Annotated in this window: 10 protein-coding genes; 6 read left to right on the forward strand and 4 right to left on the reverse strand. The window is 71.0% G+C overall.

The window, feature by feature from the left end; all coding sequences use genetic code 11:
• Genes K8638_RS35860 through K8638_RS35870 form a run of 3 tightly spaced genes read left to right on the forward strand, consistent with a single transcriptional unit; the run spans position 1 to position 3,054 of the window.
• Entirely contained in the window at positions 1-780 is a 780-nt protein-coding gene (locus tag K8638_RS35860) for a hypothetical protein (RefSeq protein WP_223759220.1), read from the forward strand.
• Entirely contained in the window at positions 767-2,452 is a 1,686-nt protein-coding gene (locus tag K8638_RS35865) for a caspase family protein (RefSeq protein ID WP_223759221.1), read from the forward strand. Before K8638_RS35860 ends, K8638_RS35865 begins: the two co-directional genes overlap by 14 nt.
• Before the next feature lie 20 nt (positions 2,453-2,472).
• A complete protein-coding gene (locus K8638_RS35870) occupies positions 2,473-3,054 on the forward strand; it encodes a carboxypeptidase regulatory-like domain-containing protein (RefSeq protein ID WP_223759222.1) in 582 nt (193 codons plus the stop codon).
• A 3-nt stretch (positions 3,055-3,057) separates the two neighbouring features.
• Here K8638_RS35870 and K8638_RS35875 read toward each other — a convergent pair whose 3' ends face one another.
• From K8638_RS35875 to K8638_RS35885, 3 genes are all read right to left on the reverse strand, one after another.
• Positions 3,058-3,858 carry a hypothetical protein gene (locus tag K8638_RS35875; protein WP_223759223.1) on the reverse strand — a complete coding sequence of 267 codons (801 nt, stop codon included), beginning with the start codon at positions 3,856-3,858 and terminating at the stop codon, positions 3,058-3,060.
• A gap of 121 nt (positions 3,859-3,979) precedes the next feature.
• Positions 3,980-4,426 carry a Spy/CpxP family protein refolding chaperone gene (locus tag K8638_RS35880; RefSeq protein ID WP_223759224.1) on the reverse strand — a complete coding sequence of 149 codons (447 nt, stop codon included), beginning with the start codon at positions 4,424-4,426 and terminating at the stop codon, positions 3,980-3,982.
• A gap of 133 nt (positions 4,427-4,559) precedes the next feature.
• A complete protein-coding gene (locus K8638_RS35885; protein WP_223759225.1) occupies positions 4,560-6,647 on the reverse strand; it encodes a sulfatase-like hydrolase/transferase in 2,088 nt (695 codons plus the stop codon).
• A 276-nt stretch (positions 6,648-6,923) separates the two neighbouring features.
• On the opposite strand from K8638_RS35885, the gene dnaE reads away from it, so the two are divergent.
• From dnaE to K8638_RS35900, 3 genes are all read left to right on the forward strand, one after another.
• Positions 6,924-10,472 carry a DNA polymerase III subunit alpha gene (gene dnaE, locus K8638_RS35890; RefSeq protein ID WP_223759226.1) on the forward strand — a complete coding sequence of 1,183 codons (3,549 nt, stop codon included), beginning with the start codon at positions 6,924-6,926 and terminating at the stop codon, positions 10,470-10,472.
• Positions 10,473-10,563: 91 nt separating this feature from the next.
• Positions 10,564-11,391: a crotonase/enoyl-CoA hydratase family protein gene (locus K8638_RS35895; protein ID WP_223759227.1), complete on the forward strand. Its 828-nt coding sequence runs from the start codon at positions 10,564-10,566 to the stop codon at positions 11,389-11,391.
• Positions 11,392-11,481: 90 nt separating this feature from the next.
• Complete coding sequence (locus K8638_RS35900; protein WP_223759228.1) at positions 11,482-12,519, forward strand: prephenate dehydrogenase/arogenate dehydrogenase family protein; 1,038 nt, start codon at positions 11,482-11,484, stop codon at positions 12,517-12,519.
• 13 nt (positions 12,520-12,532) lie between these two features.
• On the opposite strand, the gene K8638_RS35905 is transcribed toward K8638_RS35900, so the two are convergent.
• On the reverse strand, positions 12,533-15,358 hold the full coding sequence (locus K8638_RS35905) for a DUF3656 domain-containing protein (protein ID WP_223759229.1): 2,826 nt from the start codon (positions 15,356-15,358) through the stop codon (positions 12,533-12,535).
• Between the last annotated feature and the right edge of the window lie 41 nt (positions 15,359-15,399).

Raw genomic sequence — 15,399 nt, forward strand, 5'->3', positions numbered from 1 at the left:
ATGGCCGACACCGGCAGGCACCTGGACGCGGAAGGCTGGCGCGCGCTGCAAAGGAAGGAGCCGGAGGCGGTGGCGTACTTCGCCAGGCACCTCGCGGCTCCCTGCGACGTGTGTGAGGAGTTCCTCGCGGCGGAGCAGGAGGAGGACGCCCTCGGACTGGAGGCGCTGGCGGACGAGGCGCTCGGCGAGGCCGCGGGCCCCGCTCGTGAGGACGCGGTGGGCTGGGCGCGTCTGCGCCGCCGCCTGGGAGCGCCGAGGCGCGCCTGGCTGGCCGGGGCGGTGGCGGCGGCGGTCGCCGCGGGCCTCGCCGTCCTGGTGCTGCCCCAGGTGATGAGGACGGAGACCACGCCCTCGCAGCGCATCAAGGGCACCGTGCCGCTGGTGCTGGAGCTGGCGGCGATGGCGAAGCTGCCGAACGGCGAGACGCCTCCCGTGCGCGACGACACGGTGCTGCCGCCCGAGGCGGTGGTGCTGCTGCACTACCATTCCAGCGAGGCCGCCGACGCGCTGCTGCTGCGCGAAGCACCGGGGCTGCCCACGCAGGTGCTGGGCCGCTACGAGCTGGAGCCGGGAACGAACCCCCTGCGCGAGGGCGCGGACCTGGCCGGCGTCTCGCTCGAAGGCGAGCAGGGCCCCGTGACGCTGGTGCTGGTGGCCTGGCCGAAGGGCCCCGGTTCGCGGGAGGCCGTGGAGCAGGCGGCCGGGCAGGGGGCCGTCCCACCGGACGCGGTGCGGGCACGGCTGCACCTGCGCGTGGATCCGGGGCATGCTGCGCCCTGAGGAGGTCCGTCTGTCCCGCCTGCTGCTCATTCCGTTGATGCTCGGGGTCCTCGCCCTCTCCGCCTGCCGTACGGCGGAGTCGGGGGAGAAGGGCCGCGTCGTTCGTGTGCGGATGGAGGAGGAGGCGCTGGTCTCCGCGCAGGCGGGCGAGCGGCACGCGCTGCTCATCGGCATCCCGGAGTATGCGGACTCCGCCTGGAACCGGCTGCTCTACGCGGGCAAGGACGCGGAGGACCTGGGGCGCGTGCTGGCGGACCCGGTGCGCGGCGGCTTCAAGTCGGTGACGGTGCTGGCCCGGCCGGAGCAGACGACACGCCAGTCGGTGCTGAACGCGCTGAAGGCGCTGGAGGCCCGGCCCTGGCGCCCGCAGGACGTGGTGGTCGTCTACGTCTCCGCCCACGGCACGCTGGCGCGTGACGAGACGGGCGAGCTGCAGCGCTACCTGGTGACGCACGACACCTCCTTCCGCGACGTGCCCGGCACCGGGCTGGAGATGGCCGCGCTGGAGCGGGCGTTGGAGCGGCTGGGCTCGCGCCGCCGCGTGCTGGTGCTCGCCACCTGTCACAGCGGCACCGGCAAGTCGCTGCTGCCTCCGGATGTGCGCCACGAGCTGGCGCGTACCAAGTCCGCCTTCGCGCCACGGCCATTGGAGGCCGCCAGCCGCGCGTCCATCGTCCTGTCCGCCAGCGACTGGGGCGAGGCCGCGCGCGAGGACGACGCGCTGGCCAACGACATCTACACGCACTTCCTCATCCAGGCGCTCGACGGCCGGGGAGACCGCAACCGGGACGGCGCGGTGAGCGCCACCGAGGCGCACGACTGGGCCCGCCGCCACACGTGGGCCTATACGAACGGGCGCCAGCGGCCGAGCGCGCAGATTCTGGAGGTGGGCGCGGACCCGGTGCTGCTCGCGGGCGCGCTGGAGCGGCCCGGCCAGCCCGAGGTCTTCTCCTACAGCGCGCGCCTGGAGGGCTTCACGCTCAAGGTGGACGGCCAGGCCGCGGGTGAGCTGCCCGGCGGCGTGGTGGTGCCGGAGGGCAAGCGCCGGCTGGAATTGCGCAAGGGCGGGCGGGTGCTGTGGGAGGACACCGTGGCGCTGGAGGCGGGAGAGCGCCGGGAGCTGGAGTCGCTCGTGCGCCGCGCCTCGGAAGGGCCCCGGCGCACCGTGGCGCTGGAGGCGGGCGCGCTGGGGTTCCTCGACGCGCGCAGCCGCGAGCAGGTGCTGCCGGCCTCCGTGCTCGCGGGCGTGGGCCTGCGCCTGGACGGGGTGTTGCTGGAGCGGCGGCTGGACGTCTGGGTGGACGTGGCGGGCGGGCAGGGGCGGCAGTCACTCCAGCTGGAGCTGGGAGGTGTGGTGCCGGTGCGCCACCGCACGCTGCTGGTGGGCGCGGCGGTGGGGCCCACGTGGTGGTGGGGGCCCCTGGGCCTCTCCACCGGTCCGCGAGTGGCCGGTCTGTGGTTGCAGCGCTCCTTCCAGTTGGACCTGTTGAGCCGGGATGAACGCTACGTCACGGTGTGGCCCGGCTGGATGGCGGGTCTGTCCTGGCGCTTCAGTCCGGCGTTCGTCCTGGACGCGAAGGCGCAGTTGCTGTGGGCGTACGTGCCGGTGGACGGGCGGACGCGCATGGTGGGCTTCGGCGGCTTGATGCTGGGCGGAGGGTATCGGTTCTGATGCGCACTCCAGGAAGCAGGATGGCCCTCGGGTTGCTGGGGCTGGCGGTGGCGGGCTGTGGCGGCTTCGAGAACGGGCCGCTGGGGTCCGGCACGGTGCGCGGGCGCATCGTCGACGCGGAGCCCGACGTGGCGATGGTGAGCGTGCTGGGCCGGCCCGAGCTGCGCGCCGGGGTGTCGCAGGACGGGCGCTTCGAGCTGGCCGGCGTGCCCGCCACCTCCGTGGAGCTGTTCGTGGTGGCCTCGCGCACGCGCGCGGTCCGCTCGGCGGTGGTGGCCCAGGGGGCCCGCATCGTCGACGTGGGCGACATCCAGGCGCCGCCGGGGGCCTTCATCACCGTGCGGGTGTCGGACGGCCAGGGCGGCGTGCCCTCCCGCGCCGAGGTGGAGGTGGACGGCACGGTGCTGGACGAAATCGAGGTGGACGCGACGAGCGGAGAGGTGCGCGTGGGCCCGCTGCCCTCCGGCTGTTATGAGCTGAAGGTGGATGCGGACGAGGTGGACGAGGTGAAGGAGGACGTCTGCCTCCGGGAGGGCGAGGAGCTGGTGCGCTCCGTCATCCTCGTGCCCGATGGCGACGGTGGCGAGGACGACGACCCCTGAGCGTCACCGGCCTCCGCGCGCGGCCAGGTCGATGAAGCCGCGAATCCAGATGAGGTTCACCGCGTGGCACCTGGCCAGCGGCGTGGGTGTGGTCGTCTCCAGCGTCGCCGTGTAGGGCACGCCCTGGCGCATGTACCAGTCGGTGACGCTGCCGTCGTGGTACTCGATGAGGCCGTCCGCGTCCGTGACGTTGTGCTCGTCCACCTTCTGGTTGCGCACCACGGTGACGTGGCGGGCGCTTGCGTCCACCAGGGGGCGGTAGGCGGCCTTGTCCCCGAAGGTGTACGCGTAGGTCGCCTCGCCGCCCAGGTAGTTGTCCTGGTGGAGGTCGAGCGCGGCCGCGGGGGGCGGGAAGCGCGCCAGGTCCCCGCGCACGGCGCGCGTCTCCCTGGGCCCCCCGTCGTACAGCACCCAGCGGAGGATGGGCTGCGGGCGGCTCAGCTCGCCCTTCCACTCGCCCGGCGCCACCTCGTAGCGGAGGAAGTCGTTGTTGGGTTTCTCTCCGCCGCGGTTGTAGCGGGTGCCGTCCTCGAAGCCGGAGGGGTTGATGCAGGGATAGACGCGCAGGCCCACGCCGCGCTCGCGGGCGTAGGCCACCACCTCCGGGAAGTGCTCGGCCAGCGTCAGCGGGCCGGCGGGCTCCTCTCCGTGGAAGCCGGAGGTGATGACCAGCCAACGCTCTCCGGGGACGATGAGCCGGAAGAGCGGGTATTCCTGGCCACCCTCGGTGACGCGGCCGTATTCGGCCACCTCCGCGAGTGTCGTGAAGGAGCGGATGCGCTGGGCGTAGTCGGTGTAATTCACGCACCTAAACTAGCCGTCGTCCTCTCCGCCGCCCACCCATTACCACCCGGGTACAAGGGGGGCCGCGTTCAGTGCCCCACGCACGCGGGCCCGTCTGTCGGGACGGGCCCGGGGCGAGGGCTCACTTGATGCCAGTGCGCTCGCGGAACTCGGTGGCCAGCTCCTTGCGCTGCTCCGGCGTCAGCGTGCCGTGCACCTCCAGCGCGGCGTCCGTCAGCTTGTGGGCGAAGGCGCGCATGGCGTCGATGCGCGCGTCCACCAGCGCATGGAGCTTCTGGGCGTCCGGGGTGTCCGACGCGAGCTGGGTGAAGGCCTCCGCGCGCGCCGCGTGCTGCTCCTGCATGAGCTGCGAGCCCTCGTCGAACAGGCGGTCCTTCACGGCGTTGATGGACTGACGCTGCGCGTCGGTGGCGTCCAGGTCCTCCAGCTTGTCGTTGAGCCGCCAGGTAATCATCTGGCGGATGCGCTCCGGGTCGCGTCCCCAGCCATGACCTCCGCGGAACGCGAAGCCGCTGAGGAGGAGGACGGCGAGGACGGCGGAACCGGCGATGGCGAGCTTCTTCTTCATGGCACTGTCTCCTGGATGGGGCCCCCGCGGGGCCCCGGGTGGATTCGCCACGGTGGCGACGGTGCTCAATGTGCCGGCCGCCCGTTTCGGGCGCCTGTACGGCTCGTGAAGAAGTGTGAAGGGGGCCGGGCTTTCAGCGCCGGCCGTGGGGCTGGGGCAGGTGGGGCACCGGCCGCTCGCGGGCCAGCACTTCGCGAAGGGTGCGCACCACCTCCGGGTGCTCCCCGCTGACGTCATGTGCTTCCGCCGGGTCCGCCACCACGTCGTACAGCTCCACCTTCAGGCCCCGGGGCGTGGGCAGCTCCAGCAGCTTCCAGCGTCCCAGGTACAGGCCGCGGTGCCTGGCCCTCTGCACCGGTGCTTCCCACTCCGGCCGGAGCGCGATGTCCCCCGTCTCCGGCTCCACGGTGGCCGTCTCGTAGACCCAGGGGTAGGGGATGCGCATCCGCTGATAGGGCTGGCCGTCCCGGTCGCTGAACCAGAGGTCTGTCTCCACGAGCGCGGGCGCGTCCGGAAGCGTCACCCCGTTCGAGCCCGGGTGGACCAGGGGTGCCAGCGAGCGGCCGCGGAACGACTCCGGCGCGGGCACGCCGAGCAGGTCCAGCAGCGTGGGCGCCACGTCGATGGCACGGGCACGCTGGGCCACCGTGTGGCCCTCGGCCACGGTCCCCGGGAGCCGGAGCACGAAGGGGATGCGCAGCGCGGCGCCGCCCCACAGGTGGTCTCCATGGCCCACGCCGCGGCCCTCGTCCGCCAGGTGCTCGCCGTGGTCCGCCAGCACCACCACCAGCGTGGAGTCCCACAGCCCACGGTGCTCCAGTTCCGCGCGCACGTCTCCGACGAGCCCGTCGAAGGCGCGCACCGCCGCGTCGTAGTTGGCCACCAGGGCTCGCACGTCCTCGGGGGTGGGTGACTCCTCGCCCGGGAGCGCCTCCAGGCGCGGCGTGGTGCCGAAGCGCCAGGGGCCGGTGTAACCGGGCGCGACGAAGCGGCCCTCCTCGGGCCAGGGCGCGGCATAGGGGAAGTGCGGTGTGGAGCCGAAGACGACGAGCGCGAAGGGCGCATCGTCCGGGAAGCCGTCCAGCGTGCGCCGCACCTGCTCCAGCAGCGGGGCCGGGTTGGTCAGTTCGGGGAACTGGCCGCGCTCCGGGAAGAGGCCGGGCGCCAGCGCCGTCCACGGCAGCAGGGCCACGTGGGTGATGAGCATCCGCTGGCGGATGAGGCCCGGGAAGTGGAAGTCCGGCGCCTCCACGCGGTGGAAGCCGTAGTCCAGGCGGGAGAAGTGGTCGCCCGCGTAGTCCGCCACCACCGCCGTGCTCCAGCCCGCGTCGTTCAAGGCCGTCGCCATCGTGTGGAGCGGTTGCTCCCGCGCCTTGCGCCCCACCAGCGTGTGTCGGATGGGGTGCTCACCGGCCCACTGCGAGGTGAGCAGCGTCGTCCACGAGGGCGCGGTGCGCGGCACCTGCACCACCGTCTCCTGGAACTGGCTGCCCTCGCGCAACAGCCGGTCGATGTTGGGGGTGGTGGGGCGAGGGTAGCCGTTGCCGGAGAAGTGGTCCGGCCGCAGCCCGTCCGCGGAGAGGATGAGCAGGTGGGGGCGCTCCGGGCGCTTCTCCGTCACGATGGGTGGCGTCCCGGCCCGTACCAGCGTCCCCGTGCCGAGCAGCAGCGCCGCCCCCAGCGTCCCGCCCAGCGCCAGTGCCGGTGCGCGCCATGGCATCCGCGCGAGCAGCCGCAGGACGGCCAGTGCGGGCAGCACCGCCGCGCCCAGGCGCCAGGACAGGGGCGGGGTGCCGCTCACCGCCAGCAGCAGCCACCGGGTGAGGGCCGAGCGCTCGTACAGCGTGGCCGCGTAGAGGTGGGGGTGGTGCGCCAGGTCCCCCAGCATCAGCAGCACGCTCACGGCGAGGCAGGCCAGCGCGGTGCCCCGGAACACGGCCCGGCGGCCCGCCCCGGCCGCCCAGAGCCCCGCGCCCAGCAGCGTGCCCAGCGCCAACCCCAGCACCGTGTACGCCGCGATGAGGCGCGCCACCTGCCACAGCACCACCCCGCGCCACTCGCTCCACACGAAGTCGGAGACGAGACGGCTCTCGTTCCCCTGGTAGCCCAGCCGCGTGTTGAGAACCGCGCACAGGGTGTAGAGCACCAGGAACACGAGCAGTCCCGCCCGGCAGCCGAGCAGGAGGGCACGGGCGAGGGTGGGGCGGTCCGCGGAGGCCATGGGATTTCACGCTGGGCATGCTCCCGGTTTCGCAACACCCCGGAATCGCATGGAAGTGCCAGCGGCTGGACGTCCGGTGGGGGCCACGCGGGCGGGCGCCGGCAGGGCCGGGTCGTTACTTTCTTCGCCCCCGCTTCCGCTCATGGCAGAAGGGGTTCCCGGGCCGAAAAATCGGCTCCGCCGTCGCCTACCCCCAGGGTCTCAACACTGGACTGGCGAGCAGGGGAGCCCCGCCCTACTGTTCAGCATCTCTCCTCTTCGGAGTGGCACGAGCCTATGTCCTTTACCCACCTCCACCTCCACACCCTGTACTCGCTCCTCGATGGGGCGATCCGGATGAAGGACCTCATCAAGACGGTGAAGGAGAAGGGGATGACCAGCGTTGCCGTGACGGACCACGGCAACATGTTCGGCGCCATCGACTTCTACAAGAAGGCCAAGGACGCCGGCATCAAGCCCATTCTCGGCATGGAGGCCTACGTCGCCGGCCCCAAGGGCCGCGAGGACCGCTCCGAGAAGGTGTCCCACCACCTCATCCTGGTGGCGAAGAACGCCGAGGGCTACGCCAACCTCCGCTACCTCTCCTCCACGGCGTACATGCACGGGTTCTACTACCACCCGCGCATCGACAAGAAGGTGCTCGCCGAGCACAGCAAGGGGCTCTTCGCCCTCACCGCGTGCCTGGGCGGTGAAATCACCAGCGCGTGCTTCCGCGGCGACATGGACCACGCCCGCCGCGCCGCGCAGGAGTACAAGGACATCTTCGAGCCGGGGCACTTCTTCCTGGAGGTGCAGTCCAACGGGATGCCCGAGCAGGACAAGGCGAACGAGAACCTCAAGCAGCTCTCGCGCGACCTGGACATCCCGCTGTGCGCCACCGCGGACGCGCACTACATCAAGCGCGAGGACGCCCGCGCGCACGAGCTGCTCATGTGCATCGCCAGCGGCAAGACGCTGGCGGACGGCAAGCGCATGAAGCACTCCACGGACAAGCTCTACGTCACGAGCCCCCAGGAGATGCTGGAGTTCTTCAAGGACACGCCCGAGGCCGTCCACAACACCCAGCGCATCGCCGAGCAGTGCAACCTGGAGCTGAAGCTGGGCAAGCCCATGCTGCCCACCTTCAAGGTGCCCGACGGCCACACCCCGGACAGCTTCATGGCGGAGCTGGCCTACGAGGGGCTCCGCCAGCGCTTCAAGGAGCTGGAGGGCGCGTACCCGCTGGACCGCGAGCAGTACCACGCCCGCCTCACGCTGGAGATTGGCGTCATCCAGAAGATGGGCTTCAGCGGCTACTTCCTCATCGTCCAGGACTTCATCAACTGGGCGAAGCAGCACGGCATCCCCGTGGGCCCGGGCCGTGGCTCCGGCGCCGGCAGCCTGGTGGCCTACGCGCTGCGCATCACCGACCTGGACCCCATCCCGTACAACCTCCTGTTCGAGCGCTTCCTCAACCCGGAGCGCGTGTCGATGCCGGACTTCGATATCGACTTCTGCCAGGACCGCCGGGACGAGGTCATCCAGTACGTCGGCCGGAAGTACGGCGAGCTGAACGTGGGGCAGATCATCACCTTCGGCTCACTGAAGGCGAAGAGCGTGCTGCGCGACGTGTGCCGTGTGTTCGCGCTGCCGTTCAGCGAGGGTGACCGCATCGCCAAGCTGGTGCCGGAGGTGCTCAACATCACCTTGAAGGAGGCCATCGAGATGGAGCCTCGCCTCAAGGAGATGATGGAGACGCCCTCCAACATCGGCGAGGTGGAGGGCAAGCCCGTCACCACCAAGGACGTGCTGGAAATCGCCCTGGCGCTGGAGGGCCTGCACCGGCAGCCCGGCATGCACGCGGCCGGCGTGGTGATTGCCGACAAGCCGCTGTGGGAGTTCGTGCCCGTCTACCAGCCGCCCGGTGAGAAGACGCTCATCACCCAGTTCGCCAAGGACGAGGTGGAGGCGGCGGGCCTCGTGAAGTTCGACTTCCTCGGCCTGAAGACGCTCACCGTCATCCAGCACGCGCTGGACCTGGTGAAGCGCAACCACGGCAAGGACATTCCCCGTCACGAGATTCCGCTCAACGACGACAAGGTCTGGGAGCTGATGGCCAAGGGAGACACGGCCGGTGTCTTCCAGATGGAGTCCAGCGGCTTCACGGAAATGGTGGTGAAGCTCAAGCCGTCCTGCTTCGAAGACGTCATCGCCGCTGGCGCGCTCTACCGCCCGGGTCCGCTGGACTCCGGCATGGTGGACGTCTTCATCAACCGCAAGCACGGCCGCGAGCCGGTGACGTTCCCGCACCCCGCGCTGGAGCCGGTGCTCAAGGATACCTACGGCGTCATCGTGTACCAGGAGCAGGTGATGCAGATCTCGCAGGTCCTGGGTGGCTACACCCTGGGCCGCGCCGACCTGCTCCGCCGCGCCATGGGCAAGAAGAAGGCCGAGGTCATGCAGGCCGAGCGCGCCGGCTTCCTCGAGGGCTGCGCGAAGAACAGCGTCGACCTGAAGATTGCCGGCGAAATCTTCGACCTCATGGAGAAGTTCGCCGAGTACGGCTTCAACAAGAGCCACTCGGCGGCGTACGGCCTCGTCACCATCCACACGGCGTGGCTGAAGGCGCATTACCCGTGCGAGTTCATGGCGGCCCTTCTCTCCAGCGAGAAGGACAACACCGACAAGGTGGTGAAGCACATCGGCGAGGCGCGCGAGTCGGGCCTCGAGGTGCTGCCGCCGGATGTGAATCAGTCGGACCTGCAGTTCGGCGCGGTGGACGGGAAGATCCGCTTCGGTCTGGGCGCCATCAAGGGCGTGGGCGAGGGCGCCATCGAGTCCATCCTGGAGGCACGCAAGGAGGGGCCCTTCAAGAGCCTCTTCGACTTCTGCGAGCGCGTGGACAGCCGCCGCGTCAACCGGAAGGTGATGGAAGCGCTGGTGAAGGCGGGCGCCTTCGACTTCGAGAAGCGGCCGCGCCGGCAGCTCTTCGAGACGATTGAGAAGGCGATGAACCGGGGCTCGGCCAGCCAGAAGGACAAGGCCGCGGGGCAGAGCTCGCTGTTCGGCATGCTGGCCGGCCCGTCCTCGGGTGGCGGCGGTGGGCTGAAGGACGAGTACGTGGCGGTGGAGGAGTGGACGGAGAAGGAGCGGCTGGCGCTGGAGAAGGAGGCCATCGGCTTCTACGTGTCCGGCCACCCGCTGCATCAGTACGACAAGGAGCTGAAGCGCTACGCGCGGCCGATTACCGCGGTGCAGCGGGCGCGCAAGGACGACAAGCTCACGGTGGCGGGCATCGTCACGATTCTCCGCGAGCGGCCCACGAAGACGGGCAAGCGCATGGCGTGGGTGACGATTGAAGACCTGTCCGGCTCCATCGAGCTGGTGTGCTTCCCGGGGAAGGAAGGCACGCGCAACGTGATGGGCAAGGACGGCAAGTGGGCGAAGCAGGGGCCCAAGCCGGGGTACGAGAACTGGGAGCACCTGCTCAAGTCGGATGACCCCATCCTGGTGTCGGGCACGGTGCAGATCAGCCAGCGCGACGAGAACAACCCCACGCCGGAGCTCATCGTCGACGACATCCAGAGCCTGAAGGCGGTGCGTGAGAAGCGCACGAAGCGGCTGGAGCTGCGCGTGCCCGCGGACCTGCTCACCGAGGACCGGGTGGCGAAGCTGCACGAGCTGGCGAAGAAGTACGCGGGCGCCACGCCGGTGGCCGTCAGCGTGCTCTTCCAGGGCGAGGCCGAGGCGCTCATCGGCAACACCTCCATCAAGGTGCAGGTGAACGACGACCTGCTCACGGCCGTGGACCGGTTGTTCGGCATGCGGGTGGTGGAGTTCGGCTGACGTCCGGCGGTGAGGCGTCCACGGCACTCCCGTGGACGCCGCCGCGTTGCTTCTGGTCAAGTGCCGCCATCTCGCTTTCCTGGAGGAATGGATGGACGGCACGTACAAGTCGCTGCGAATCGAAAAGGGTGAGGGCGTCGCGGAGCTGGTGCTCACCGGCCCGGGCAAGGGCAACGCCATGGGCCCCGACTTCTGGCGGGAGATGCCCGAGGCCATCCGCGCGCTGGATGCCGACGACACCATTCGCGTCATCCTCGTGCGCGGCGAGGGCAGCCACTTCACCTACGGCCTGGACCTGATGGGGATGATGGAGACCCTCGGGCCCCTGTTCATGGGCGAGAGCAACCTGGCCCTCGAGCGCACGAAGCTCCTGAAGCTCATCGGCGACATGCAGCAGGCCACCGAGGGGCTCGCCCGCTGCCGCAAGCCCGTCATCGCCGCCGTGCATGGCTGGTGCATCGGCGGAGGCATGGACCTCATCGCCGCGTGTGACTTCCGGTACTGCTCGCAGGAGGCGAAGTTCTCCCTGCGCGAGGTGAAGGTGGGCATCGTCGCCGACCTGGGCGCGCTCCAGCGCCTGCCTCGCATCATCGGCGAGGGCCACACGCGCGAGCTGGCCTACACCGGCGGTGACGTGGACTCCGCACGCGCGCTGCGTATGGGGCTCGTCAACGAGGTGTTTCCCACCCCCGAGGCCCTGCTCACCGAGGCGCGGGCCACCGCCCGGCGGATTGCCGACAACCCACCGCTCGTCGTCCAGGGCGCCAAGCAGGTGATGGAGTACTGCGCCGACAAGTCCATCGCGGACGGCCTGCGCTACGTGGCGGTGTGGAACTCCGCGTTCCTCCAGTCGCTCGACCTGGCGGAGGCCTTCTCCGCCTTCGCCGAGCGCCGGCCTCCTCGCTTCCAGGGGCGGTGATTCCGCACCCAGGGGTGGGGGCTTCCGCCACGCTGACGCCGGTGCGAGGATCTCCTCATCATCGTGCACGTGCAGCGGGAGCCTGTCTCAATGCTGGAGAGCATCGCGTTGCTGGGATATGGGCGCTTCGGTCGCGCCCTCTCGGGGTTGCTCCTCGAAGCAGGCATTCCTCACAAGGTGCATGACCCACGGCAGGAAGGGGTTCCCCCCGAGCTGCGCGCGGGCTCGCTCGCGGAGGCGGTGAGCGGCGCGAGCCTGGTGGTGCTGGCCATGCCGGTGGGCGCCATGCGCGCGGTGCTCCAGGAGTTGCGCCCGCACCTGAAGCCCTCCCAGACGGTGATTGACGTGGGGAGCGTCAAGGTGCGGCCGGTGCAGGTGCTGGCCTCGGTGCTGGGCCGGGACATTCCCTGGGCCGGTACCCATCCGCTCTTCGGCCCCGCCAGCCTCGCTCGCGGGGACAAGCCCCGTCGCACCGTGGTGTGTCCCAATGAGCTGCACCCGGACGCCGCGCGGAAGGCGCGGGAGTTGTTCGAGCGGCTGGGGTGCGTGGTGACGGAGATGACGCCGGACGAGCACGACACGCTGATGTCGCGCACGCACGTGCTCACGTTCTTCCTGGCGCACGGCCTGATGCGTGCCGAGGTGGGGAAGGACCTTCCCTTCGCGCCCCCGAGCTTCCAGCCCCTTGCCCGCCTGGTCGAGTACGCGAGCCAGGAGGTGCCCCACCTGCTCGGCGTCGTGCAGTCGGAGAACCCCTATGCTCGGGACGCTCGCGTGGGGCTGATGGACGCCCTCACGCGGCTGCACCTGGAGCTCGAAGCCTCCCGCGCGTCGGACAGCCCGGCTCCCGAGGCCATCCCCACGCCTTCCGGCCTGACCGAGATTCGTGAGCGCATCGACGTGCTCGACCGGGAAATGGTGGAGTTGCTGGCCCGGCGCGCGCGGCTCGTGCAGCAGGCGGCGCGGGTGAAGGCGGAGCACGGCCTGCCCCTGCCGGACCTCGGGCGTGAGGCGAGCCTGCTCGAAACGCGGCGTCAGTGGGCCGCGGAGCTGAAGGTGGATGCCAACGCGGTGGAGGACGTGTTCCGCGCCGTGCTGCGCTTCTCGCGCCGCACGCCCCGGGACTGATTCGCGGCTCCCGTCAGCGCTGCACGGTGAAGGTCGGGTTGAGCACCTTCATGGTGCCCTTCGTCACGCCGAACTGCTCGTGCACCGCCGCGCGGCGCACGGCCTCTGCGGGGGAGATGCGGCCCGCCAACAGGTCCTGATAGGCCGACAGCACCCGCGTGGCCTCCTCGCGCGACTCGCGCACGAACTCCACCCGGTAGCGCCGCACCCCGCGCTCCAGCAGCCGGGGCACCAGTGACGCCGCGCTCTGCGCCTGCGCGTTGAACACCGTGTTGCGGCACCCCACGTCCACCACCACCGGGTGCTCCAGCCCCTTGTGGTCTCTCAGCGACACCCGATGCTTCTCACACGGACGCCCGCAGCTCCGGTAGTCGCGCCCGTGCGACAGCGTGTGTGAGTACACGCAGTGCTCCGTGTGGAACGTCGAGATGTGATGGTGCACCGCCACCGTGAAGCGCTCCGCCGGCAGGTGCTCCAGCATGGCCCCGAGCTGCACCGCGTCCAGGTCATGCGCGAACGTCAGCGTGTCCAGCCCCAGCCCCAAGAGGTGCAACGCCGTCATCGAGTTGGTGACGTTCAGCGAGAAGTCTCCATGCAGCGCCGGGCGAGACTCCCCGGGCGCGGGAGGCTTCTCCAGGAAGTGCATCATCGCCCCCCAGTGCCGCACCAGCACCGCGTCCGGCTTCAGCTTCGCGATGCGCGCGTCGTAGCCCTCCTCGCCGGGCTTCTGCACGCGCACCGTCGCAATCGTTACCCGCAGCCCCGCCGCACGCGCGCTCTCCACCGCGCGCTGCAGGCCCACCAGCTCCATCCAGTCCAGCTCCACCTCGGGCAGCCCCGCGGCGATGACGGCCTCCAGCTGCTCGTCCGTCCGGCACAGCGGCAGCAGCCGCGCGGCCTCCGGTGAGCGCCCGGCCGTCACGCGCTCCCGAGGCGACTTGACCGCGCCCTCCGGTGGGGGCACCGCCGTCACGCGCTCGGGTGACGCAACCGAGCCCGCCGCAACGGACGCCGCCGTCACGCGCTCGGGTGACGCAACCGAGCCCGCCGCAACGGACGCCGTCGTCACGCGCTCGGGTGACGCAACCGAGCCCGCCGCAACGGACGCCGTCGTCACGCGCTCGCGAAGCGATGCGCGCAGCTCCTCCAGGACGGACTCCTCCCGGACGGTTCGCACCGGCCCTCGCGCCACGCTCTCCGCCAGCTCCGCCACCAGCCGGCGCCGCAGCGCCTTCAGCTCCGACACCGGCAGGTGCAGCCCCGGCACCAGCCCCGCCGTGTCCAGCCCGCTCAGGTGGAACGGTGTCCCGCCCAGCGCCGCCAGCTTGTCCTTCAGCAGCGCCGCGTCCATGCCGCCACCGCGTGCCTCCGCCAGCACCACCTCGCTGGACACCATGAACACGTGCCCACCGCGCGCCCGGCCCGTCACCACCAGCGGCGCCCCGGCCGCGCCCGACACCGTCAGCTCCAGCGGCACGCGGCCCTCCGGCTCGCCCTGCGCCAGCAGCTCTTCCGTGCGCTTCGCCAATGCGGGATCGCTCGTCACCCACACGCGCTGCCCCGGCGCCACCCGCGCGAGGTCCGGTCCGGGGTTGCCAAAGCCCAGCACCCAGCCGCGGCCCTTGCGCTCCACGCGGAACAGCGGCCCACCCGGCTCGTGCTTGTCTTCCGGGTGGCCCGCGTCGAACACCACGCCCATGCCGGGGCGCGGGGACACCTCGGCCGCCACCGGCGCGTCGCCTTCCAGCGGCGAGGACACCTTGCCCTGCGGCGCGTCCGGGCGCTTGTCCGCGTCCTCCTGTCCCAGGCCGCCCGTCCAGGGGCGGCCCTCCGGGTCGTCCACCACACGCACGTCGCGCCCGTGCACGGACTCCACCCGGCCCAGGTACATGCCGCGGTGCTTGGGGAAGCGGCCTTCCACCAGCGTCTGGTGGTCCGAACCCGCGAAGAACCCGTGCGAGAAGCCCCGGCTGTACGAGAGCGTCATGTCCGCCAGGTCGCGCTTCAGCGCGCCCGCGTCCGGCTTCCCCGCCGCCACGCCATCCACCCACCGCCGGTAGCCCTGCACCGCCGTGGCCACGTACTGCGGCCCCTTCTGCCGGCCCTCGATCTTCAGCGAGTGCACGCCGATATCCACCAGCTGCGGCACCGCCATGACGCCGGCCAGGTCCTTGGGGCTGAGGAGGTACTGCACGTCCCCCAGCTCGCGCGTCTGGCCATCCACCACCAGGTCGTACGGCAGCCGGCACGACTGCGCGCACTGCCCGCGGTTGGCGGAGCGCCCGCCCCAGGCCTCGCTCGTGAGGCACTGGCCGCTCCACGACATGCACAGCGCGCCGTGGATGAAGACCTCCAGCTCGATGTCCGTCTCCGACGCCAGCCGGCGAATCTCCGCCACCGACAATTCGCGTGGCACCACCACCCGCGTGGCACCCAGGCCCCGCGCGAAGCGGGCCCCTTCCGCGCTCGAAATCGTCATCTGCGTGGAGGCGTGGACCTCCATCTGGGGGCACACCGCGCGGGCAATCAGCGCCACCGCCGGGTCCTGGACGATGAGTGCGTCCACCCCCGCCGCGGCCACCCGGCGCAGGATGTCCTCCACCACGGGCAGTTCAGGCTCGAACACCAGCGTGTTCAGCGTCAGGTACGCCCGCGCCCCGGCGCGGTGCACGAGCGCCAGCGTCTGGGGCAGGGTGGCGAGCGAGAAGTTCTCCGCGCGGGCACGCGCGTTGAAGCCCTCGTCCAGCCCGAAGTAGACGGCGTCGGCACCACCGGCCAGCGCGGCCTTCATCGAGTCGAGGTCCCCAGCGGGGGCGAGGATTTCGGGGCGGCGGGTCATGTCGCGTCCTCTAACACAGCGCCCCCGGACTCGCCGTCCGC

This window comes from Myxococcus sp. RHSTA-1-4 (assembly GCF_020037125.1).
Taxonomy (GTDB): Bacteria; Myxococcota; Myxococcia; order Myxococcales; family Myxococcaceae; genus Myxococcus.